Source organism: Microcoleus sp. Pol1C5, from assembly GCF_036701115.1.
Lineage (GTDB): Bacteria > Cyanobacteriota > Cyanobacteriia > Cyanobacteriales > Microcoleaceae > Microcoleus.
Map to the genome: position 1 here is coordinate 1 of NZ_JAUBQE010000075.1, position 22,480 is coordinate 22,480.

The following is a 22,480-nucleotide window of genomic DNA, read 5'->3' on the forward strand; positions in this document are numbered from 1 at the left end:
CGGACCTATCTTTTTTTACCATAATCCAGTCAAATCCTTATTCGATCAGGCTTTGAGCGGGGTTGTCACCCCGCCAGAGTTTATTCATACCGTGAATTAGCAACGCCAATTTTTCAAATCTGAAGTTTCAAATCTCATATCATTCAATCGGCGGATGATACCGATTCAACCAACAGCTACCGATAATCACCAACGCCAGCACAACAATAATTTCTGTCCAAAAAAACGAAAGAAAATCGCTTGCAGTTCCCACCGGGGGCACCCCCGGTTGAGCATTGCGAATAGCGGGAAAAGCAAACAACATCACAGCAGTCCAACTCAGCATTCCCACTTCCGGCAACTTGCCAGATTTCATCACTTTTAATGCTAGCAAAAGCGCCATAATTGACAATACCCACATAATAACAATAATCACTAAGGCAAAAAATTTCACCGGGATTGAGCGAGTTGCAGAAACATCAATATAAATAAAGATAGAGGAATTTTCTTCCATCGGCTTATAACTGATATCAAAACCGGGAACATCCGCATTAAAATTAAATTTTAGAGGTACCGGGTTTAGTTGAAATGGAGCAAACTTTTTACCAATCGAAGCCAGCGGATCGATCGAAATAGCTACTTTAGCAATGTGCTTGTCAAACGGATAATTGTTGATTTTTCCCTTTACCAAATTAAATTTTAATGCAGGCACAATCATCGGTTTGCCTTCTTTAAAGGTAATTTCAGAATCCTGTACATTTGCGCCGTTAACTGTCATTAACAAGTCTTGAGCTGGGTAAGTTGGCCCTTTTTTATAGATACCTTTGAGTTCAAACTGCAAGCGGGCTTCTAATTCGTTCTTAATGGGATCTACTGCAATTACCGTCATTTTGACTTCAACCAAGCCTTTGGACGCTACAGCGCTTTCTGGAGGTGAATTGTAAGGCTCTTGGGCGTTAGCATTGTGAGAGTAAATAGATAAGATAATTGCCCAAATTACGGTCAGACTGCCAATTAAAATAAGTATTTTTTTGAGATTAAATTTGTTGACACTTTGCATTTATTATGGATATTGTATCTTTTGATTTGTTGTTAAGATTTACCGCAGTCTCCCAGTCCGCCCCTCCGCCAGCCCGTCAGGGCTTTAAACTTCTGTTTCATCGCTAAAATCGGTGAAAACTGACATCTTGCACCATTTTCAGGAACAGGCCCGAAAGCCTATTCCTGAAAAGTTCAATTTTCTTTCTTGTGGGGTGGGCATCCTGCCGGCCCATAGCAAGGCTACTACGAACCGATAGGAAGCAGTACCTTTGATGTAAAACTGCCGTGCAAACCGTAGGGAATGTGCTGTTTTAAATGCAAGCGCGCTAGGGGCCCTTTGGTGATGTCACGAGCATCTAAAATCACTAAGGTCGATCGATGATGAGCTGCATCATACATTAAAAGCAGCAGCCAGCCGTCATCCTCAGCAACAGCATCAGGACGGAGAACAAACACCGGTTCCCCCGCAAAACCACGCGGTGCCGCACTCCAAATTTGCCTTTCACCAGTCACGAAATCCATTTTAAGGATAGCTTGCAAAGGGGCATTCCCAGTGGGAGCATCAGCAGCACCGATGTAAAGATATCGGTAAGGTTGTCCGACATTATCGGGATGCAAAGTTGGAAACTCGCAGCACCTAGTTTCAACAACTTGATGCTGTACTGTTTTGTCTTGCAAATTTAACTTAAACCGCCACAATTCGCCCGCTGGAACGCTATCAAAATCAATCTCGCGAAAATCTCCGTCCGCCTCTACAGTGGGAAATGATTCGTAACAAACTGAGTCAACAAAAACTTCGTCTCCTTCTTCCCATGCGTTGCAGTGGTGGAAGACAAAACAAGGTTCAGTTTCTAATATCTTTACCTCGTCAGTGCCGTTGCGGGGAATTAAAATTGCTTGCGTTGGCTTGTTTGGTGAAAATTGAATGCACTGGGAGGCACTCCGCAATCCTAACACGAATGGTAGAGGATTAAATGAGACGGGATTTTGGAAGAATATACAGTAATTCGGGGTAATTACCATGTCGTGCAGGAAGGCAAAACCCGGTATTGCATGGGCGTGACGCTGCAAAAGTTTGCCGCTTTCGTCGAGTTCGTAAATCGTGATGGTACTCGACAAACCGGGCTTGACAGAAAAGTTTACCAATCTGTCTCCTTTGCCATTTTTCCCTTTTTCAATTCTCGGGTGGGCGGCGAATGCTTCACCGGGCTGTAAAATGCCGTCTAGGGTGTCTAAGCCGAGTGTTTCTAAGGTGCGCGGGTCGAGTCTGTAGGGTGCTGCGGCTTCCCAAAGCGCTAGCAGTTTGTCGCCCCAATAAATGATGTTGGTGTTGGCAATGTTTTTGATTTTGACATCAAAGATGTTGGCTAGCCAGCCGCCCGGTTTCTGTGTACCGAAAACGCCTCGGTGAAGAATTTTTCCGGCTTCTTGTTCGGCGAGATAGCCTTCTGTGCGGACGAATCGGTTGCGGAAATGGGCGCGGCCTTCGGATATTGCGATCGCACAAACCATCCCGTCACCGTCAAACGGGTGGTGGATGCGCTGGCCGTTGATATCCAATAATCCGGGCCCGTTGCGAAAGAATGTGCCTTGCAAGCCGGGGGGGATTTCGCCTTCTATGTCGTCAATCCAGTAGTCGGATTCGTTGGGTTGAGATTCGTAGCCGCGCTGCCAGTCTGTGCGATCGTATGATGAGTTTGGGGCGGCTGTTTGAGGTTGGGAAAGCTGTAAGTTTTGCATTGGTGTTAGGGGAGCGAATTTTTTAACCGCAGAGAACACAGAGGGCGCAGAGAGAAGGAAAACGGGAGACTTGGGAAACACAGTTAAATTCATCCGTGTATCCGTGTCAAAATCTGTGTGTGCCTGCCTTTATTTGCTGTCTGCGGTGCGAGTTTGTGACCTTACTGTGGGTACTAAGTCGGGAAAGTATTCGGGCATAAAATGCTGTCCACCTGGTTTGGAACTGCCCATTTCTGGTTCTAATACGGGAAGAGACTTTTGATTGTTATCGCCGCTTTCTGTACTATCGGCGGGCAACCAATTTAAGAACGGTAGTGGCAGAAGTGTGGAGAGATTTGTGATGACAATTAGCAGCCAGAGGTTATCGAAATTGCGATCGGTAATTCCTAGCAAGTGGGTCAAAAGTGCCCCGCCTTCGTGGGAAATAAGTCCTGCTAAGTTGGTGACTGACATCAACACGGCAAATAAAGTTGCTTCGACGCCTGGGGGGCACAATCTGGCGGAGAGTACGAGCACCGGCATATAAGCAATTTGTCCGATTACTGTCAGGATCAGGCTGTCTCCGATGCTGAACCATTGATCGTCAATTCCTAAAGCTCGGTTGGCATGAGTTACTAACAATAAAGTAGTCAAGCCCAAAGCAGTCGCAAGGACCGTTGACCAACCAAAAATTACTCGAAACGGAACTGTTTTGAGGAAGCGCTGAAACAGCCAGACGCCAGCGAGGGCGGCAATGCTGGTAACGAGGCGCACTCGACCGAGAAATTCTGGTTGAAACCCTAATTCGTTGGTGGTGAAAAAGAAGAAGGCAGAGTCTGAGCTTGGGGTGGCTTGCCAGAGGAAGAGAAAGGCGGTGGGCAGCCAAATTGTTTTTTGGGTAACAGCTTGCCTTAGTTGTTTTAGTTGGTCTTTGACAGTTTCAAAGTCGGTTCTTTTGTTGGTTTTTTCTTCGGCAATTAACCAAGCTGTTGCTGATACAATTAGCGGGAAAGATGCGGTGATTAAAAATATTGTGTGGGTGCTGAAGTGTTGCAGCAAGGAACCGCTGAGGTAGGCGGTAATTAGTCCGCCGAGGGCTGAAGCGCCCCAAGACAAGGATTGCAGGGAACCGGCGTCGGCAACCGATTCTTTTCTGGCCCTTTCGACTACCAGGGAGTCGGCGATTACGTCGCTGACGGCGAGGGAGAGGGAACTCAGCGCGATCGCGCCTGTAGCTGCCAGCGGTGTGTGTACAATTGTTGCGAGGCTCACCCATGCTAAGGTTCCCAGCAGCCCGGAGAGGACGATGTAAGGGCGTCTGCGGTAGCCGAATATCGGCAAGCCGTCGGACATGAACCCGAACACGGGTTTGATAATCCAAGGCAGGGCTACGACGCCCAGCATGGCGGAGACTTCTGCCGGACTCATGCCGAGTTCGTCTTTGAGAAAGAAGCTGACGGCTAAGCGGGCTAGTCCGAGAATGCCTTGGACGAAGTAAATAAGTAAGATGGCTATGAGTTCGGGGGTTGGCTCATTCCCAAAGAATACTTTTTCTTTTAAAGATTCTTTGAGTTTGCTGACGCCGGAGGGGGAAACGAGCATTTGAGCAATATTTCTTAATGAATCTCAATATTTATAACACATTCTTAATGAGTTGGGGGAACTGTCGGAGGTGGGAGGCGAGAGTGGCGGGGATCTGGTAAGTGCTATAAAATTGTATTTATCTTGAATTTAAGCGTGTTTTGTAATAATAAAAACAGAAAAACGAACCGCGAAGGCGCGTTAGGCGAAGCCGCGCGTAAACCCTAGGACGCCAAGCAAGAGAAAGAAGAGAAAACTCACAACTGCTGTCAGCTTTGTTATATGATTATTGAGCCTAAAAATGTGCCTGAAATTACGGGTTCCAAGTACCCTCAGCAATTCCAATCTGCTGTTGCGGGGAGAGTAAAAAAACGCTTGGGCGATGCTGCCGGATTGCAGAATTTTGGGGTAAATTGGGTGAGACTTGCGCCGGGAAGTTGTTCTGCTCTCAGGCACTGGCATTCCCGTCAAGATGAGTTTATCTATGTTCTGGAAGGGGAAGTTACTCTGATTGTAAATTCGGGAGAGCAAGTGCTGACACCGGGTATGGCGGCGGGTTTTCGGGCGGGGGATTCAGATGGACATCATTTAGTTAACCGCTCGAATGCAGATGTTGTTTATCTCGAAATTGGCGATCGCACTGCTGGTGATTCGGCTAATTATCCAGATGATGACTTAATCGCGAAGGCTAGCGACAATGGTTGGATTTTTACGCGCAAAAACGGCGAGATTTATGAGGATTAAAAAAATCAGAATCGCACCCGTAAGTATTCTCCAGCCTGTTCACACTACGAAATCTCGGTTAGAGGAGGCAATTCATGAAGATTTTAGTCATTGGAGGCACTGCGTTTATTGGTCGTTATGTTACTCAGCAATTACTTCAAAATGGGCATGAAGTCAGCGTATTCAATCGAGGAGTAACACTCGCGAATTTACCACTAGAAGTTAATCATATTCGGGGCGATCGCCAGAATCTAACCGATTATCGGCAAACCTTTGAGCAACTTGCTCCCGATGTAGTAGTGGATATGATTGCGCTGACTGAGGCTGATGCCCAAAGCACAATGGATACATTTAAGGAAGTCGCTCAACGGGTTGTGGCAATTAGCAGCCAAGATGTTTACCGTGCTCGCGACATTCTTTGGGGGCGAGAAACAGGCACGATCGATACAGTTCCACTGACTGAAGATGCACCGTTACGATCGCAATTATATCCTTATCGGGATCCTGGAATGCAACCACAAGTCCCCCCAGACTACGACAAAATTCTAGTTGAACGAGTCATGATGAGCTACCCAAGCTTACCGGGTACCGTGCTGCGATTGCCGATGGTGTACGGAGTGGGAGATTATCAACATCGCTTCTACCCTTTCATCAAGCGCATGGACGATCGCCGTCCTGTAATTTTGTTAGAAGAGGGCTATGCTCATTGGCACGGAAGCTACGGCTATGTTGAGAATGTCGCAGCAGCGATTGTGCTTGCGGTAACTGATGAACGTGCAACAAATCGCATCTATAACGTTGCAGAATCATCTGCATTATCTCCAGCAGAGTTAATTAGGACGATCGGACAAATTGTGGGCTGGCACGGTGAGGTTGTCATTGTATCAAAATCTCGCTTGCCTCAAGAGAGTCGCCTCGATCTAAATATTGAGCAGGAGTGGCTGATCGACTCGACTCGGATTCGCGAGGAACTAGGCTATACTGAGCCGATTGACCGGGATGAAGCGTTGAGGCGAACGCTGACTTGGGAACGAGCAAATCCACCGGAAGTATTTTCAGCAATAGGGCTTCTAGACTATGCAACGGAAGATTCTGTTTTAGCCTCACGCTTAAACAGTTGACAGTTGACAGCGAGGTTTTTTCTATGGGGATTTACATCCCAACCTAAAAACATTCCGCCTTTGGGCGGGGGTTTTAAACCCCTGAATTTTGATAACAATGTTCTGGAAAGTACAGATTCCAATTATGAGTATTAAAAAATAATGAGTCAAGTGAATCTTTGGACTTCGGCGGAACACGCTTTGTGGTATCTTGCTAAAGCTGATGGAATTCCTCACCGCACTGAAGGTGAAGCGGTTTTGTTGGAGGAAGTGCCGAAAAATGTTAAGCGAATTCTGGATGTGGGCACTGGAGACGGGCGGTTGTTGGGTCTGCTTAAGTGCGATCGACCAAATGTTGAATGTGTGGCGATCGACTTTTCGCCGACAATGCTGGAAAAAGCCAGAATTCGCTTTGCTGATGACCCGAATGTCACGGTAATCGAGCACAATTTTGACGAATCGCTGCCGGATTTGGGCAAGTTTGATGCGGTGGTTTCTAGTTTTGCGATTCATCATGTAGCAGACGATCGCAAACGTTCGCTTTACACCGAGATTTTCGAGCTTTTGGAGCCCGGAGGCATTTTTTGCAATTTGGAGCACGTAGCGTCAGCAACTCCCGCTTTGCATGATAAATTTCGAGAAGCAATTGGTATTAGCGATTCGCCAGATGATCCGTCTAATAAATTGCTGGATGTGGAAACGCAATTGCGCTGGTTTAGAGAAATTGGTTTTACCGATGCAGATTGTTATTGGAAGTGGCGGGAACTCGCTTTATTAGTTGGTGTCAAACCAGTCAGCCCTGTCAACGTGGTGAAGAAGGCTCCCTAATGCTTGAAATTTCGTTGCAGTCGCGAGCTCGCTCTGATTTTTTTGAACAGCGCGAGACAATAAATTTTGTTACCGATAGGATGAGGTAAAGTTGATCGATAGGATGAGGTAAAGTTGATCGATCGCACCTTGACGCGGGCTGAATGAAACCAGTTTAATCGCTAAACAAAACAGTAGTAGATAGCAAAGCCTACGCACTTCCTTTGGGCAGCCCAACTGCGAAACTTAATAAAATTGGCAGCGTCATAGATTCTAATTTGCAATATCGCACTACGCGCGCGATGGAAATCGCGATTGCTTCGCCTAACCCGCGAGATTTGCGCTAGAGCTACAACCATCACTTACCATCTATCACAAAAAATGGCTACACTCGAAGGTACCCCCAACAACGATGTTTTAATTGGCTTTCCTGGAAGTAACTCGCTCTCGGGCAAACAAGGCGATGATACTTTGTTTGGTGCAGAAGAAGACGATCAAATCTTTGGCAACCAAGGTAAGGACTACATCTTGGGCAACCAAGGCAATGATACCCTCTACGGCGGCAAAGACAGCGACCTAATTCAAGGCGGCGAAAACGAGGATTGGGTGTTTGGGGATAACGGTAATGATACCCTCGAAGGAGGGCAGGGCAACGATTTGGTGCGCGGCGGCAAAGAAAATGATTTGCTATCTGGAAATGAAGGCAATGATGTCCTATTTGGAGATAGCGGTGCCGATACCTTAAGCGGTGGCGATGGTGACGACATTTTTGTCATCGGGCGAGTACAAAATAATTCAGTTAATACCGACAGTTCTACTCTTGCCAATGCTGACTTGATTGCCGACTTTAGCCTGGGTACAGACTTAATAGGACTCGATAGAGGCTTGCAATTTCAAGACTTGAATATTTCTCAAGGAACAGGCGATTTTGCCAAAGATACGATTGTTCGAGATAACGTGACAGGCGAAGATCTCGCTATTTTAAAAGGTATTACCAGCAGCAGTATCACAGCAGCCAATTTCACCACCTCACTGGCTCCAGTTACCTCAACATCAACCCCCAGTATCTTAGAATTCAGCACCTCTAGCTACAGTGCCGACGAGGGCAAGAGTGGCACTTCCGAAATTGTCGCCACAGTTCAACGCACTGGCAGCAGCGAGGGGGCAGTCAGCGTTCAAGTGGAACTAGATACCTCTTCCACCGCTACTGTTAGCGAAGACTACATTAACAATCTGCCAGTTACTATCAACTTTGCCAGCGGCGAATCCTCCAAAACTGTATCAATTCCTATTGTGGGGGATAGCGTCGTCGAACCAAACGAACAGATTAATTTGAAATTAGTTAATCCAGTAGGCAGGGGAAGTTTAGGAAGTCAGCAAACAGCTAGCTTCACTATTATTAACGATGACATTTTGCCAACGGTCAGCATCGCTGCTATAGATGAGGCAGCATCAGAAACAGGCAACAATCCAGCCATTTTTCGCATCAGTCGCACTGAGGAGAGTCGTGGCAACTTAACAGTCAACCTAGCAATAGACGGTAGTAGCAACAATCCAACTAAACCTAGCGACTACACCCTCAGCGGTGGTGGCCTTTCTGTCAACAGTTCAAATGTCACTGTCACCATCCCGGAGGGACAAAATTTTGTAGATGTGAGCCTCACGGCTGTCGATGATATCCATGCTGAGGCACAGGAGACGCTGAAGCTTAAACTAGCAGATGGGAATTACCAAGTTGATGCTAACCAAAACAATACTACTGTCGCGATCGCAGCCAATGATACCGTAGTTGTCAATAGCAATGACAGCCTGACAGACTACAATCTGGCAGAAGGTTCGTTTCGACAAGCACTGCTGAATGCTAACGCTATAGCTGGGAATGATACTATTACTTTCAATCTGCCAGCCGGGCAGCAGACAATTAATCTCACAGGGGTATTGCCCGAGATTAGCGGCGATGTCACTATTACTAATAGCACTGGTTCTAGCAACCTGACAGTGCGGCGGGATACGGGCGGAGAGTACCGGATTTTCAAGGTAAACAGTGGAGTCAGTGCGACTTTTGACGGATTCACCATCGCCAATGGTTTTATAAGTGACGACGGCGGCGGTATCTATAACGACGGTGGCACAGTCAATGTGACCAACAGCACTCTGTCTAACAACACTGTGGCAGAGGGCAGGGGTGGTGGCATCTACAACAATGGCGGCACAGTAAATGCGACCAACAGCACTTTCTCTAGCAACCGTTTGAGCAATTTCTTTAACCCCAATTTGAATCCCATCCCCAGTGGTGGTGGCATCCACAATGAGGGCGGCACAGTAAATTTGACTAACAGCGTTTTCTCAAGCAACAGTGGCTTCGCACCAAGCAAAGGCGGTGCCATCTCAAACAATAGCGGCACAGTAAACGTGACGAACGGCACTTTCTCAGGCAACAGCGCTCAAGATGGCGGTGGCATCTCTAACAATGGCCCAGGCACAGTCAAAGTAGCAAACAGCACTTTTTCTGACAACACGGGAGTGCGTTTTACCCTAGGGCTTCCGGCATCAGTAGATGGTGCTGCCATCTTTAACCAAGGCGGTACTGTGGAGGTGACAAACAGCACTCTTTCTGGCAACAAAGCGGGCGGTGCCCGTGGTGGCGGCATTCATAACCGTGAGGGTGGCACAGTTAAAGTGACGAACAGCACTCTTTCTGGAAACACAGTGGGTGGTTTTTTTGGGTTTGGTTTGCTTGGCGGTGGCATTTATAACGATAACGGCACAGTAGAGGTGACCAACAGCACTCTCTCTGGAAACCAAGCAACCAACCCAGGTGGCAGCGGTGCTGGCATCTATAACCAAGCTGGCACGGTAACGCTGACCAACAGCACTCTCTCGGGCAACATAGCAAACCCCTCCACCACCGACTTTGCTGGCATCATTTTGCCTGTCCCTGGAAGTGGTGGTGGTATATGGAACGGCGGCACGTTGAATGTCAAAAATACGATCGTCGCTCAGAACACTGCAGCCACTGGCCCTGACGTTTTCGGCAGCTTCGCCAGCGGTGGCTACAACTTAATTGGCGACGGTACGGGCAGCACGGGTTTTACTGCTGTCGGCGATCGAGTTGGCACTGCTGCTGCACCTATTGACCCCCTAATAAACCCCCTGGCAGATAACGGCGGCCCGACTCAGACTGTGGCACTGCAACCGGGTAGTCCCGCTATTAATGGTGGCGACCCAGCTTTTGTTTTAACCTCTGGGCCTTTTATCGGCCCTCCCTTCTACGACCAGCGGGGTATCTCTCCTTTTAATCGCGTTAGCGGGGGAATTATTGACATCGGCGCTTTCGAGTTCGAGTCTCCTCTGGTCCCTTAAGGCCTGTAGGATGCCTTGCCATGCCTAGAGATGTCAACTTAAAAGTGACGGCATAACTCAGGCACAGAAAGCAACGCTGTGCGCTTTGGGAGCGATCGAGAATTAAGATTTAGTAGGGTGCGTGACTCTCAATCATCTCACTGGTAATTGAAGAACTCAAAGTCACACACCTTACTCAATTAGTCCTGGACGCAGAAACCAGTTTTTTTTAGGAAGAGACTGCATGGTTAATCTTTAATAGAAGCGAAAAACCCAGTTTCTAAAGGTATTTATGCGTCTAGGACTATGAATTAAATTAAATCCGGTACTTTAGGTTTGATTCGGCGCTCGTACCAGTTCATTAACGGGGTGGAAGTAATGCCGTGCAAAACCACAGAAATTATGATTGTTGAAAAGGTAATCCAGGCAATTCTTTCGGCGGTTTCACCTTGCAAACCGTTACCGAAAGCATAGGTAAGATAATAGATAGAACCGACACCGCGAATGCCAAACCAACCGCACAGCCAGCGGCTGGCGGGATGCAAAGGACTGCCTATCGTACTGATCCAAGCTCCCACAGGCCGGATTAAAAAAATCAACAATCCAGCTACTAAGAGGGAGTATCCTCCATAGGCCAACATAGGCTCTAAGCGCAAAAGCGAACCTAATAGTAAAATAGTTGCTATTTCCATTAACTTTTCAATGCGCTCGGTAAAGTGGAGTTGGGAAAGCGGTTTTTCTGGGTTGCGGTAACTCCGCTGCATCACAATTCCTGCTACAAAAACTGCGAGAAATCCGTAGCCGTTGACTACTTCGGTGAGGGAATATGTGAGCAGAATTGTGCTGAGAGCAATGAAATCTTCCATTAATTGATCGGCGGGTCGATAGCGTTGGAGTTGGCGATCGATCCAAGTGACGGCTTTAGCTACTAAAATCCCCATAACGATACCTGCGGCGATCGCCCAAATCAAGTCAACTGCTACCCACTGCGAAAACCAGTTCGGCCAGTTGTTATCTTTTAGTGCATAAATGCCGAAATAAACGAAGGGAAAAGCTAAAGCATCGTTCAAACCGCCTTCGGATGTTAAACCAAAGCGCAATTCATCGCGATCGTCTATATTTGCTAACTGAACTTCTGAGGCTAAAACAGGATCGGTGGGAGCGAGAATTGCTCCCAATAAAATTGCCGCCCCCCAATCTAATTTCACCAACCAATGACCGACAGCGGCCACCGCAAAAATCGAAATTGGCATTAAAAAACCGATCAACCGCGCTGTAGAATTCCAAGCCCAAAATTGTAGCGGGCGATTCATTTTTAAGCCGCAACTGAACAAAGAAACAATAACTACAAATTCTGTAAGTCTTTCTAAAAATAGAGCGTCGGGACGCAAGTCAATGAGCTTGACGCCATAGGGCCCCAATCCGATACCGACAATTAGATAAATTAAGGCATAAGACACCGGCAATCCTGAAATCCATCCAGAACCCAAGGTAACGGTCAGCAGGAGGATGCCAATAACTAGCAAGTTGAGAATGTAATCATCCACCATAGCGATCGCACTTTTAATCAGGTTTACCAAATGCGATTCTTACAGATAAAAGCTTCTGGGGCATCTACCGCCCGCTAGATTCACCTATCCTCCGAAAGTTGCAGTTGTTATACCAAAATTTTTATGCTTCTACCCTCCTCTGGCGGGCTTTGTCTTTGTGCCCCATAAACTCCGTGACTTACAATCGCCCGGAATCGTTTATTTCATTCATCTGGCTAATAACTAATGATTAATGACTAATGGCTGATGACTAATTAGTGAGGACTAATAATTAATTAGAAAGACCACTTTTTTCGGTAGCGATGATGTGCAAATCTACGTGTTTGAGCGATCGCACTAACTGTTGAGTCAAAGAACCCCGCAGCAGCAAATGCCAGCGGGATTGCTGGCTTTCGCCGATCACAATTTGAGTAATGCGATATTGTTTAGCTACGTCAGAGATTGCTTTGGCTATATTAGTGCCGTTTACCCGCAAAAAATTACCGTTAAATTCTTGACACAGTTTCTCACAAGTTTCAACGTGCAAGCTTTCTGCTTTTGTTAAAAATCGGTCTGGATCGTTAACAAACACAGCATAAAACGGGGCATTCATGTAGCTAGCAATCCTCGCGCCTCGCCGCAGCAGTTGCAAGGAATTCGGATAAGTCGAGATGCACACTAAAACTCGTTCGTGAATATTGCAAAATTGACCTTTGAAACTTGCTGCATCGTCTTCAACAGTGTCTGCGACTTCTCGCAGGGCGAGTTCTCGCAAAGCAATTAAATGACGGCGCTGGAAAAAGTTTTCTAAAGATTGTTCAATTTTTTCGGGAGCATAAATTTTGCCTTCTAGCAACCTTTCTTCTAAAGTTTCCGGCGTGACATCGACAACGACTATTTCGTCCGCATTTTCGAGGACGCGATCGGGCACTCGCTCTCGCACTACAACTCCGGTAATTCGAGCTACTAAATCGTTGAGACTTTCTATGTGCTGAATGTTGAGGGTAGAGAAAACATCTATTCCAGCATTCAGAATTTGTTCTACATCTTGATATCGTTTTTCTCGCAGAGAACCCGGAATGTTTGTATGAGCCAGTTCGTCTATTAAAGCTAGTTGAGGGCGGCGTGCTATGACAGCTTCAGCATCCATTTCTTGGAGCAGTTTTTCGCCCCTTTGCATTTGTTTTCGCGGCACTATTTCCAGTCCTTCGCCTTTAGCTGCTGTCTCTTTTCGCCCGTGAGTTTCTAACAGTCCAATTACCACATCAATGCCTTCAGATTTGAGCCTGTGTCCTTCTTCCAGCATTCGGAAAGTTTTGCCGACACCGGGGGCCATGCCAATAAATATTTTGTGCTTTCCCCGGCGAGGGGTGCGATCGTAAGTGCGGTTCGGTTGGGCGTAAACCGCGTCTGGATTGTTGGTAAGTTCGCTAGAGTGAATCATAGCTCAGTAGTGGGTAGTTAGTCAATTTCCAGTCATCAGTCAGTTTATGACCGATGACTGCCGACTGTTGTAAACTATTGTAAAGCGTCGAGAGCCAAATTAAGTTTGAGGACGTTAACTCCCGGTTCGCCGAAAATGCCGAGAAATCTGCCATCCGTATTTTTGGCTACCAACATTTCTACTTGATTGAAATTGAGCGATCGCACCGTTGCTATCCGCTGAATTTGCGATCGAGCTGCCTCTAAGCTAATGTGGGGATCTAGGCTAGAACCAGAGGTGTAGACTAAATCAGCCGTTGGTTTGATACCAGCTTTGTTGAGGCGATCTAATTCAACTTCTACCCCTTGAAGACCCTCTTTTTCATTACCTCGCTTCAGCAAATCAGAGTTGCTGGGAGCAAGGTTGCTAGCTCCCGAAATACCTGTTCTTTGACTGGAATTTTCTCCCTTTGTGGGGTCGTACTCTGCGGTCGCAAAGCTGCTGTAATTTGTGGTGCTGGGGCGGCTCAAAAAATATTTATTCAACGTGAAAGGTTGACCGATTAACGACGAACCGACCACAACTCCCTGCGGGCGAATTAAGCTGCCGTTTGCCTGCGAATTGAAAGCAATTTGACCGATTAATAGCATGATTAAGGGATAAATAATTGCTGTAATTCCCCACAAAACTAAAGTCACGCGAATTGCTCTGATTAATTCTCTCATGAATTACCTCACTTAACTAATTGTTTTTTGATGAAAGTGCTGGATGCAAAAAGTTGTTTGACACGCTAGCTATATCGTAAGGTGCGCACTGCGCACCTTACATAATTGACCTAAAATCTTTCCGGCTGAAAAATTACGACAAACAAATAAACTGCGAGTCCGACAATCACCAAACCCAAAAGACTTAAACCCCACGCAGCTTTTTTCGTCAAACCTTCATCCGCAGCCGCATAAACAGCCGGTGCAATTATCAAGTTAAAGCACATGACCAGAAATAGCTGCGCCGGGATAGGGTGGCGCTGCCAAAGCATTTGTGCTAACTCAACGGTTTCTTGAAAATCCCCGGGCAAAACATCATTCAGCAAATCTTTACGTTTCATAATTACTCTTATTCGTGCTACTAAATGGGGTCAATAGTTTTAGGTCAATTTTACTTTTTGTGAGCGCGCAGTGCGTTGCAAAACTCAACAACGGCATCGTACTGATCGGGAATATTGGCACAGCGAACAAACAAAGCTAAATCCAATTCTGGCAGCAATTTGCTTTGTTCTATCTGTTCGTATTCCTGTTCCCGCAAGTGATAGATGGAAAGCCTGCCTTTTCGCCAACCAAAACCACACTTCAGGAATCTTGACCCGCTTGTAAATTTCTAGAACATTCACCCCGCCGCTGGTAACGACTACTTCTATTACCAAGTCGGGGAGATCTTTCTTAGTCTGCAAGTTATAAGACTCATCTGGTTCTTTTCTGCCACCTAATCTTATATTGCCAATAGTCTGGCTCCCTCTGGGATAAAACCGAATGCTTTTTTCTTCAAGATAAACCTCAAGTAACTTCCGAATAGTGGTCTTACCATCTTCGTGTTCGTCGGAAACTGGAGTCATAATATCTAAAGTTCCGTCGAAGTACGCTAACCGTATGCGTGGAAAATCTTCTAAAGCTGTTTCTATTGCTTCAAATTTCTCCCAACTCACATCGTAAAGCGTGAAGCATTGGTTACTTTCACTGACTGGTTTGTCCAAAAGTTGAGGGTTCATAGGTCATTCTATCCGTTACATCCGTGGAGCGAATCCGTTGGCGAACTTCTTCTATGCTAACCCAACGGCTGCAATCAAAACATCAATAATTTTGATGGCAATAAACGGCGCGACTGCCCCGCCCAATCCGTAGATTAAAATGTTCCGCTGCAACAGTTGATTTGCACTCAAAGGTCGAAATTTTACCCCGGTTAATGCTAGGGGAATCAAAGCGGGAATAATCAAAGCATTGTAAACTAATGCCGACAAAACCGCAGATTTACCGCTGGCTAAACCCATGACGTTTAATGCGCCGACGGGGGCAAACATGGCGGGAATAATTGCAAAATATTTAGCAATATCGTTGGCTAGGGAAAATGTGGTCAGCGCGCCGCGAGTAATCAGCAATTGTTTGCCAATTGTCACTAAGTCAATTAGTTTTGTAGGGTCAGAATCCAAGTCCACCATGTTCGCAGCTTCCTTCGCTGCTTGGGTTCCAGAATTCATCGCGAGTCCTACGTTTGCTTGCGCTAGTGCGGGTGCGTCGTTGGTTCCGTCTCCAGTCATTGCGACTAATTTGCCTTCGGCTTGTTGTTTGCGAATTACGTCGATTTTGTCCTCGGGAGTTGCTTCGGCAATGAAGTCGTCAACGCCTGCTTCATCGGCAATTACTGATGCTGTAATTCGGTTATCTCCGGTGAGCATAATGGTACGAATTCCCATTTTTCGCAGTTGGTCAAATCGATCGCGAATTCCCGGTTTGATGACATCTTTTAAATAGATAATGCCGTAGGTGTCGCTGCCTTGACAAACAGCTAAGGGTGTGCCTCCCAAGCGGGAAACTCGCTCGTAAGCTTCATCGAGATCCGGCCCGAAATTGCCGCCGCGCGATCGCACAAAACCCTTCACCGCATCAACCGCACCCTTGCGAACCTCCGTCCCATCGGGCAAATCCGTGCCAGACATCCGCGTTTTTGCGGAAAAATCAAGCCCCGTGGCGTTGGTGCGCTCAAAATCCACCTGTGCGCCCAAATTCTGGGCCAAACGGACGATCGACTTTCCCTCTGGAGTATCGTCAAACACGCTTGCATCCAGGGCTACCTGCGCCACTTCTTGCAGTGAATGACCGTTTACCGGAATGAATTCCTCGGCTAAACGGTTCCCCAGCGTGATCGTCCCCGTTTTGTCCAAAATCAGCGTATTCACGTCGCCGCAAGCCTCCACGGCGCGTCCAGAGGTCGCTATCACGTTAAACTGAGCGACGCGATCCATCCCCGCAATGCCGATCGCGCTCAGCAAACCGCCAATGGTTGTTGGAATCAGCGCCACCAGCAGCGAAATCAGCGTCACCACGCCCACAGGGGTTTTCACGTAATTGCCGATCGGCGGAATCGTCGAAACCACAATCAAAAACACCAGCGTCAGCACCGCCAGCAGCACCGTTAGCGCGATCTCGTTCGGCGTTTTCGACCTTTCGGCCCCCTCCACCAGCGCGATCATCCTGTCCAAAAACCCCTTACCCGGATCGGCCATCACCCGCAGCGTCAGTTCGTCGGAAAGGATGCGCGTACCGCCGGTGACGGAACTGGCGATGTCCGAACCCGGTTCCTTGAGCACCGGTGCGGATTCGCCAGTGATCGCAGATTCATCCACCGACGCGACACCTGCGATCACTTCCCCGTCGGCGGGAATGACATCGCCTGCGATCACTTTAATTTGGTCGCCGCGTCTCAGGGATGTCGAACTAACTTCTTGAATTGAACCGTCTGGTAGAAGTTTGCGGGCTGTTGTGTCGGCTTTGGTCGATCGCAGGGCATCTGCTTGCGCTTTCCCGCGCCCTTCTGCGATCGCTTCGGCAAAATTAGCAAATACCAAAGTAAAGAATAAAATAAACGTGACTAAACCGTTGAAAACTCTCTGATTTTCGCCGGGAACCGGGCCGAACAGCGTCGGGTCGATCGTTAATAATGCAGTCACAATTGTGCCAACCCACACCACAAACATCACCGGATTTTTCAGCATCACCCGCGGGTTTAGCTTGACAAAAGCTTGTTTAAAAGCTCTTTGATAAAGGCCTTTTGTATTTGCTTTCGGCGTGTGCTTGCGAGACTCGCGAGAGCCTCTAGCAGGTTTTTTTGGGGAATCAGGGGTATTGGAAGAAGCCATATCGATTGGGGATTTTTAATGAACCAAAGAGAACACAGAGAAATAGAAGATTGAGGTTGATAAATTTTTCCTACAGAGGTGGAGGAGTTGGTGTTGCTAAAGGTGTTGTGGGTGCAGTTATAGATGCAGGTTCAAACTTGCGGCTGCTAATTTCATATCTTTCGGCAATTGGCCCTAAAGCCAAAACTGGGAAAAATGTCAGCGCGCCCAGAATTATGATTACTCCTGCGGTGACGCTGGTGAACAAAACTGAATCGGTTCTGAGAGTGCCGGTTGTTTCGGGAACCAGTTGTTTGTTCGTCATGCTGTCAGCTAAAAGCAGCAGGGCAATAATTGGAACGTAGCGCCCCAGCAGCAGGCTAAAACAGGTGGTTAAATTCCACCAAAGTCCTGTCGGCGCGGGTTGAGAGTCAGCCAATCCTTCAAAACCAGAACCGTTGTTAGCCGCCGCCGAACCGTATTCGTACATCACCTGGGAAATGCCGTGAAATCCCGGGTTGCTGATGCCGCTCAAACTGTCGGTAAAGGCGAGGGTAATTGCACCGGGGATTAAAACTGCGATCGGGTGAATTAACAAAACAACGCTGGCTAAAACAATTTCCCGTTTTTCAATTTTGCGTCCTAAAAATTCTGGCGTTCTTCCCACCATCAATCCGGTGAGAAATACGCTCAAAATCGAGTAGATAAATAAGTAAGCCGTTCCCGTTCCCTGTCCGCCCCAAACGATTTGCAGAAACAAATTAAACAGAGTAGCAAAACCACCGGGAGGCATTAAAGAATCGTGCATCCCGTTGACAGCCCCGCACATTGTCCCCGTCGTAGTAACCGCCCAAAGTGCAGTCTCTGCCCAGCCAAATCTAACTTCTTTGCCTTCTAAATTTGGTTGTTGCGAACCCAGTAAATTATTAATTTGAGGGTTGCCGCCGTACTCGCCAAACGCTGCAATGCCAATCAAGACAACGTAGATGGCAAACACCATCCAAAAAATCAGCCATCCCTGCTTTTGGTTATTGGCAAATCTGCCGTATGTGTGAATCATAGCTGCTGGTATAGAAACCATTGCTAGTGTTTCCAGCAGGTTGGTAAAAGGGTTGGGATTTTCAAAGGGGTGAGCCGAGTTCATGGCAAAAAATCCGCCGCCATTTTCTCCCAGTTGTTTGATACTTTCAAAGTGAGCAACTGGGCCGCGAGCTATTACTTGCGTGCCACCTTCTAAGGTACGGGCAACTGCCGGACCTGCTAAGGTTTCTGGCACTCCTGAAATTAGCAAAAACAAGGCAATAATTAAAGAAAGGGGCAGCAGAATCCTGGTGATTGATTGAATTAAATCGATGTAAAAATTGCCTAGGGGGCGACCGGTCAATCCCCGAATAAAGGCAATCCCTACTGCTAAACCCGTAGCGGCTGAGGTAAACATTAAAAATCCCAGGGTTAACTGGGATAGATAACTGAATGTTGTCTCGCCGGAGTAATGCTGTTGGTCGGTATTTGTGAGGAATGAAATAGTTGTGTGCAGCGCAGTATCCCAGGTTGGGGCACTTAGACTGGTAGGATTTAAAGGCAGCACTCCCTGAAGCATGAAAATTAAGAAAACAAATATGCCCATTGCTGCATTGCTGTAGAGTAACGATCGGGCATATTGCCAACCTGTCATGGAATCTACAGACCGGATGTTGCTGGCTTTATAGATGAGTTGTTCTAGGGGTTTAATAGCTGGGTCGAGAATGGTTTCTTTTCCCATGTAAACCCGCGCCATGTAGTTCCCGAAGACAGGCGCGATTGCTATTAAAATAATTAGGGTTAATGCGATTTGAAGTAGTCCTTGCTGCATAACTGAGCCAATTTTTTATCGTTGGGTAAATGGGTTTTGCCGATTGCGAAATGGGTTCGGTGGGAGGTTCCAAAAACCGGACGACCTTTTTTTGAAGATCGCTTTCAGTTTGAGGGCGATCGCCGAATTCAATGCTGCTGCTAAGATGCAATCTCCCCAGCCAGAGGGATTAAGGCCATCAGCGGGTTTTCGCTGGCGATAATTCCTCGTTTTTTCTTTTGCTAATCCCGTACTTTGACAGCGATCGAGCAATTGTATAGCATTTAATACCCCGCCACAATAACTATTGTTAATTTGGCTCGGAATGAAATCACGTTGGTAAGACCGAGTTAATATATTATCACTTCTGCCTGCCACAAAATACCCTCTACTTTTACTGATTACTATACTCACTGTTAGAGAATTGGATAATCAGCTTTAAGGTATAATTTGCTATTTGTACATGAGGCTTATCCGCTCTATATTTATTAGAATATTATGAAAATTTAGAACTGTTTAATTGTGTATGCTCAGAGATATAGATGCTGTCTAAACGCGCTGTTTTTGCGCGATAATGTGTGAAAAAAATTCAATAAAAGCAGTTAGGTAAGGCAGAATGTAGAAGGTGGTGGAAGCTCAAGCTAGAAGCTATAAGCTAGAATGTGGAAGAAAAAAGACTGTGAATATAAAATATAAAATGGATTGATTGAGGATGTTTAAAAGTTTATCTTCCCTCCCAAAAAATCTGGCAATTCAAGAGAAATATTTGCGGGGGAGGTGGTCGATCGCAATTTTATTTGCGATCGTTGCACTGCTGGAATTTACTACGCCCTCGGAGTATCTGTTTGGGTATTTGTACACGGGGCCGATTTTACTGGCAAATTCGCGCTTGAGTCGGTTGGGTAAGTTGCAAATTACGCTGGTAGCGGCAGGTTTGACGCTGTTAAATTTGTTTGTTCCTCCTGGAGAAGCGATCGCCCTAGCCACTGTAGCAAATAGATCGATCGCAGTCATGGCTTTAGGGGTGACGGGATATTTGAGCGATCGCAACCAGCAGTATCAAGAAGCGATCGCGGTCGCTAAAGCTGAGTTGCAGTCGCAGCAGCAGCTAGCAAGCATCCGAGAAGATTTTGTCTCTACTTTGAGTCACGACTTAAAAACGCCGATGCTGGGGGCGATCGAAACAATTAAAGCTTTTCAGTCAGCAAAATTTGGGAATGTCACCGCCAGTCAGCAAAAAGTTCTGGAAACAATGGCGCGATCGCACAAAATGTCACTACAATTAGTAGAAACGCTGCTGGATGTTTACCGCAACGATGCCGAAGGTTTAAAACTGCAACTTGCCCCCGTAAATTTAGTAGCTTTGGCAGAAGAAGTAATCGCAACTCTCACTCATTTATCGGCGGCGCGCCGGGTTTACATTAGTATGAGTTATGGAGAGTCAGATTTCCGCCGCTCTTTGTGGGTAAATGGCGATGCGGTGCAACTCCAGCGCGTTTTTGTTAACTTGCTAACAAACGGTATCAACCATTCTCCTCGCGGTGGCAAAGTAGAAATAGTCATGGAATCTTATTCGAGTTATCAGGTGGTGAAAGTTATCGATAGCGGGTTGGGAATTACCGCCGATGAACTGCCCCATTTGTTCGAGCGTTTTTATCAAGGACACAGCGACCGGCAAGCCAAAGGATCGGGATTGGGGTTATACTTATCTCGCCAAATCATTGACGCCCACGGCGGTATAATTTGGGCAGAAAATAAATTGCCTTTAGGCGCTTTATTTGGATTTAGACTACCTGCCATCCCAGCTTTATGATATCTTTCTCAGTTGCATACTTTTTGCTTCTATCTGCCGTCATTACGAGTTATGCGCGTGGTTGGCAGAGGTGGAAAATTGCTTCTTCGTGCTACTTTGCTGCACTTGCAGTGACTTCTGCGAATCATCCCAATAATACTAACAAACTTGACAGCGGGGATAATTGCAAATGAAACCAGTTTTTCCCTTGCGAATTCTTCTAGTTGAAGACGACGAACTGTTTCGCTTGGGACTGCAAACCAGGTTGCAACAAGAAAGTTGCTTGCAAGTAATTGCGGAGGCGGAGGATGGGGAAACGGCGGTAGAATTGACTCAGGAACACTTGCCAAATGTGGTAGTTCTAGATGTAGGTTTGCCGGGAATTGGTGGCATTGAAGCGTGCCGCCAAATTAAACAGCGGCATCCAGAAATCCCTGTTTTAATTTTAACCTCTCACGCCCAAAAATCGTTAATTGAAAGGTTGATTTCAGCGGGAGCTCAGGGATATTGCCTCAAAGGAATTGCGGCGGAAACTTTGGTTTTGGCAATTCGATCGGTAGCGGCGGGTGCTTCGTGGTGGGATAAGGCGGCAACTGCGGAAATTCGGGCGGTTTTTGCTAATCCTGAACCTGTGAAAGCTGGGTCAAAATCAGAAGTTTTGGAAAATCCGCTGACGAAGCGAGAACAGGAAATCTTAGCTTTAGTGGCGGGCGGCAAAAGCAATCAGGAAATTGCACAAATATTGTACATTGCTCCGGGGACTGTGCGGGTTCACGTCCACGCGATTTTGCAAAAGTTAGAAGTGCGCGATCGCACTCAAGCTGCTGTACTCGCAATTCAGAAAGGATTGGTAGCACAAGAACTGTTAGCGAACGAACCTTAAAAAGGCAATTTGTGTACTGGAATAGTCGGTTTTTGAAATGAATTAGTTGCTAAACGCGCCTCTACAAGATGAATCTGTTGCAGCTTCACTGAAAATTAATATCAGTCTTGATTGTTAATTTTATTGGTCTCCTGACTATACGATACTACTATTGTCGATCGATGCTGACAACATTAATGAAGTTTGACATTGCACAAGTTTAACCTCAAGGCTAAGACGATGCAGAACTTCGTGCATTCTCTCCTACGGCCGCCCCCGAAAGTTTGCAACTAGGCGCGATCGACCTAAACTTGACAATACTGGTTTATTCAGCGTACCACCCGCGATCAACTCTTTAGGACAACTGATTTTTACCTCGGCGGGGGCTGCGATCTTCAGTGCTACTATTAGTTTAACCTCAGAGACAATGGGGGTATAGCTAACGGCGGTATCGATACTTCGCCTAGCCAGACTTTCGTCATTAACGTCACCAACCAGCAACCAGTGGCACAATCAGACACTTACAGCATTCCCCACGATAAGGTATTCAACCTGCCAGCCCCCGGAGTCTTAGCCAATGACGACAACCCCGACGGCGACGCCTTGACTGCCAAACTCGATTTTGCCCCCAACTTTGGCAAGGTAGTTTTTAACAGCGACGGTTCCTTCAGCTATACTCCCAATCCCGGTTTTGCAGGCCCAGACAACTTTACTTACACCGTCAGCGACGGGGTATCGCCGTCTCCCCCGATTTCGGTAAACCTCAATGTCACTAACTTGCCGCCAGGGGCACAATCAGACACTTACAGCATTCCCCACGATAAGGTATTCAACCTGCCAGCCCCCGGAGTCTTAGCCAATGACG

Annotated in this window: 18 protein-coding genes; 7 read left to right on the forward strand and 11 right to left on the reverse strand. The window is 46.9% G+C overall.

Annotated features, from left to right (window positions below; translation table 11 throughout):
• Nucleotides 1-139: 139 nt before the first annotated feature.
• The 3 genes from QUA23_RS28290 to QUA23_RS28300 all read right to left on the reverse strand — a co-directional run bounded on the left by QUA23_RS28290 (nt 140) and on the right by QUA23_RS28300 (nt 4,341).
• The gene (locus QUA23_RS28290) at nt 140-1,039 is read right to left on the reverse strand and encodes a DUF4436 family protein (RefSeq protein ID WP_333077592.1); all 900 of its coding nucleotides are present in this window, start codon (nt 1,037-1,039) and stop codon (nt 140-142) included.
• A gap of 224 nt (nt 1,040-1,263) precedes the next feature.
• On the reverse strand, nt 1,264-2,760 hold the full coding sequence (locus QUA23_RS28295; RefSeq protein ID WP_333077646.1) for a carotenoid oxygenase family protein: 1,497 nt from the start codon (nt 2,758-2,760) through the stop codon (nt 1,264-1,266).
• A gap of 129 nt (nt 2,761-2,889) precedes the next feature.
• The gene (locus QUA23_RS28300) at nt 2,890-4,341 is read right to left on the reverse strand and encodes a folate/biopterin family MFS transporter (RefSeq protein ID WP_333077593.1); all 1,452 of its coding nucleotides are present in this window, start codon (nt 4,339-4,341) and stop codon (nt 2,890-2,892) included.
• A gap of 261 nt (nt 4,342-4,602) precedes the next feature.
• Here QUA23_RS28300 and QUA23_RS28305 point away from each other — a divergent pair, with 261 nt between their 5' ends.
• The 4 genes from QUA23_RS28305 to QUA23_RS28320 all read left to right on the forward strand — a co-directional run bounded on the left by QUA23_RS28305 (nt 4,603) and on the right by QUA23_RS28320 (nt 10,313).
• On the forward strand, nt 4,603-5,064 hold the full coding sequence (locus QUA23_RS28305; protein ID WP_333077594.1) for a cupin domain-containing protein: 462 nt from the start codon (nt 4,603-4,605) through the stop codon (nt 5,062-5,064).
• A gap of 74 nt (nt 5,065-5,138) precedes the next feature.
• Complete coding sequence (locus QUA23_RS28310) at nt 5,139-6,164, forward strand: NAD-dependent epimerase/dehydratase family protein (RefSeq protein ID WP_333077596.1); 1,026 nt, start codon at nt 5,139-5,141, stop codon at nt 6,162-6,164.
• A 141-nt stretch (nt 6,165-6,305) separates the two neighbouring features.
• On the forward strand, nt 6,306-6,971 hold the full coding sequence (locus QUA23_RS28315; RefSeq protein WP_333077598.1) for a class I SAM-dependent methyltransferase: 666 nt from the start codon (nt 6,306-6,308) through the stop codon (nt 6,969-6,971).
• A gap of 360 nt (nt 6,972-7,331) precedes the next feature.
• A complete protein-coding gene (locus tag QUA23_RS28320) occupies nt 7,332-10,313 on the forward strand; it encodes a choice-of-anchor Q domain-containing protein (RefSeq protein ID WP_333110631.1) in 2,982 nt (993 codons plus the stop codon).
• Nucleotides 10,314-10,603: 290 nt separating this feature from the next.
• Here QUA23_RS28320 and QUA23_RS28325 read toward each other — a convergent pair whose 3' ends face one another.
• The 8 genes from QUA23_RS28325 to QUA23_RS28360 all read right to left on the reverse strand — a co-directional run bounded on the left by QUA23_RS28325 (nt 10,604) and on the right by QUA23_RS28360 (nt 19,339).
• The gene (locus tag QUA23_RS28325; protein WP_333077601.1) at nt 10,604-11,872 is read right to left on the reverse strand and encodes a sodium:proton antiporter; all 1,269 of its coding nucleotides are present in this window, start codon (nt 11,870-11,872) and stop codon (nt 10,604-10,606) included.
• A gap of 241 nt (nt 11,873-12,113) precedes the next feature.
• Entirely contained in the window at nt 12,114-13,265 is a 1,152-nt protein-coding gene (locus QUA23_RS28330; RefSeq protein WP_333077602.1) for a universal stress protein, read from the reverse strand.
• Nucleotides 13,266-13,339: 74 nt separating this feature from the next.
• Nucleotides 13,340-13,969 carry a K(+)-transporting ATPase subunit C gene (kdpC, locus tag QUA23_RS28335; protein ID WP_333077603.1) on the reverse strand — a complete coding sequence of 210 codons (630 nt, stop codon included), beginning with the start codon at nt 13,967-13,969 and terminating at the stop codon, nt 13,340-13,342.
• 110 nt (nt 13,970-14,079) lie between these two features.
• The gene (kdpF, locus tag QUA23_RS28340) at nt 14,080-14,349 is read right to left on the reverse strand and encodes a K(+)-transporting ATPase subunit F (protein WP_333077604.1); all 270 of its coding nucleotides are present in this window, start codon (nt 14,347-14,349) and stop codon (nt 14,080-14,082) included.
• Nucleotides 14,350-14,433: 84 nt separating this feature from the next.
• Nucleotides 14,434-15,006, reverse strand: coding sequence for a Uma2 family endonuclease (locus tag QUA23_RS28345; protein WP_333077605.1), 573 nt, complete (start codon nt 15,004-15,006; stop codon nt 14,434-14,436).
• A 51-nt stretch (nt 15,007-15,057) separates the two neighbouring features.
• Nucleotides 15,058-17,151 carry a potassium-transporting ATPase subunit KdpB gene (gene kdpB / locus QUA23_RS28350; RefSeq protein WP_333077606.1) on the reverse strand — a complete coding sequence of 698 codons (2,094 nt, stop codon included), beginning with the start codon at nt 17,149-17,151 and terminating at the stop codon, nt 15,058-15,060.
• 70 nt (nt 17,152-17,221) lie between these two features.
• A complete protein-coding gene (kdpA, locus tag QUA23_RS28355) occupies nt 17,222-18,982 on the reverse strand; it encodes a potassium-transporting ATPase subunit KdpA (protein WP_333077607.1) in 1,761 nt (586 codons plus the stop codon).
• A gap of 15 nt (nt 18,983-18,997) precedes the next feature.
• The gene (locus tag QUA23_RS28360) at nt 18,998-19,339 is read right to left on the reverse strand and encodes a hypothetical protein (protein WP_333077608.1); all 342 of its coding nucleotides are present in this window, start codon (nt 19,337-19,339) and stop codon (nt 18,998-19,000) included.
• A 334-nt stretch (nt 19,340-19,673) separates the two neighbouring features.
• Here QUA23_RS28360 and QUA23_RS28365 point away from each other — a divergent pair, with 334 nt between their 5' ends.
• From QUA23_RS28365 to QUA23_RS28375, 3 genes are all read left to right on the forward strand, one after another.
• Nucleotides 19,674-20,774: a HAMP domain-containing sensor histidine kinase gene (locus tag QUA23_RS28365; protein WP_333077609.1), complete on the forward strand. Its 1,101-nt coding sequence runs from the start codon at nt 19,674-19,676 to the stop codon at nt 20,772-20,774.
• 169 nt (nt 20,775-20,943) lie between these two features.
• Nucleotides 20,944-21,636 (forward strand): response regulator transcription factor, encoded by a 693-nt coding sequence (locus tag QUA23_RS28370; RefSeq protein WP_333077610.1) that lies wholly within the window; start codon nt 20,944-20,946, stop codon nt 21,634-21,636.
• A gap of 483 nt (nt 21,637-22,119) precedes the next feature.
• On the forward strand, nt 22,120-22,480 hold a 361-nt coding region (locus QUA23_RS28375), incomplete at its 3' end, for a cadherin-like domain-containing protein (RefSeq protein WP_333110634.1).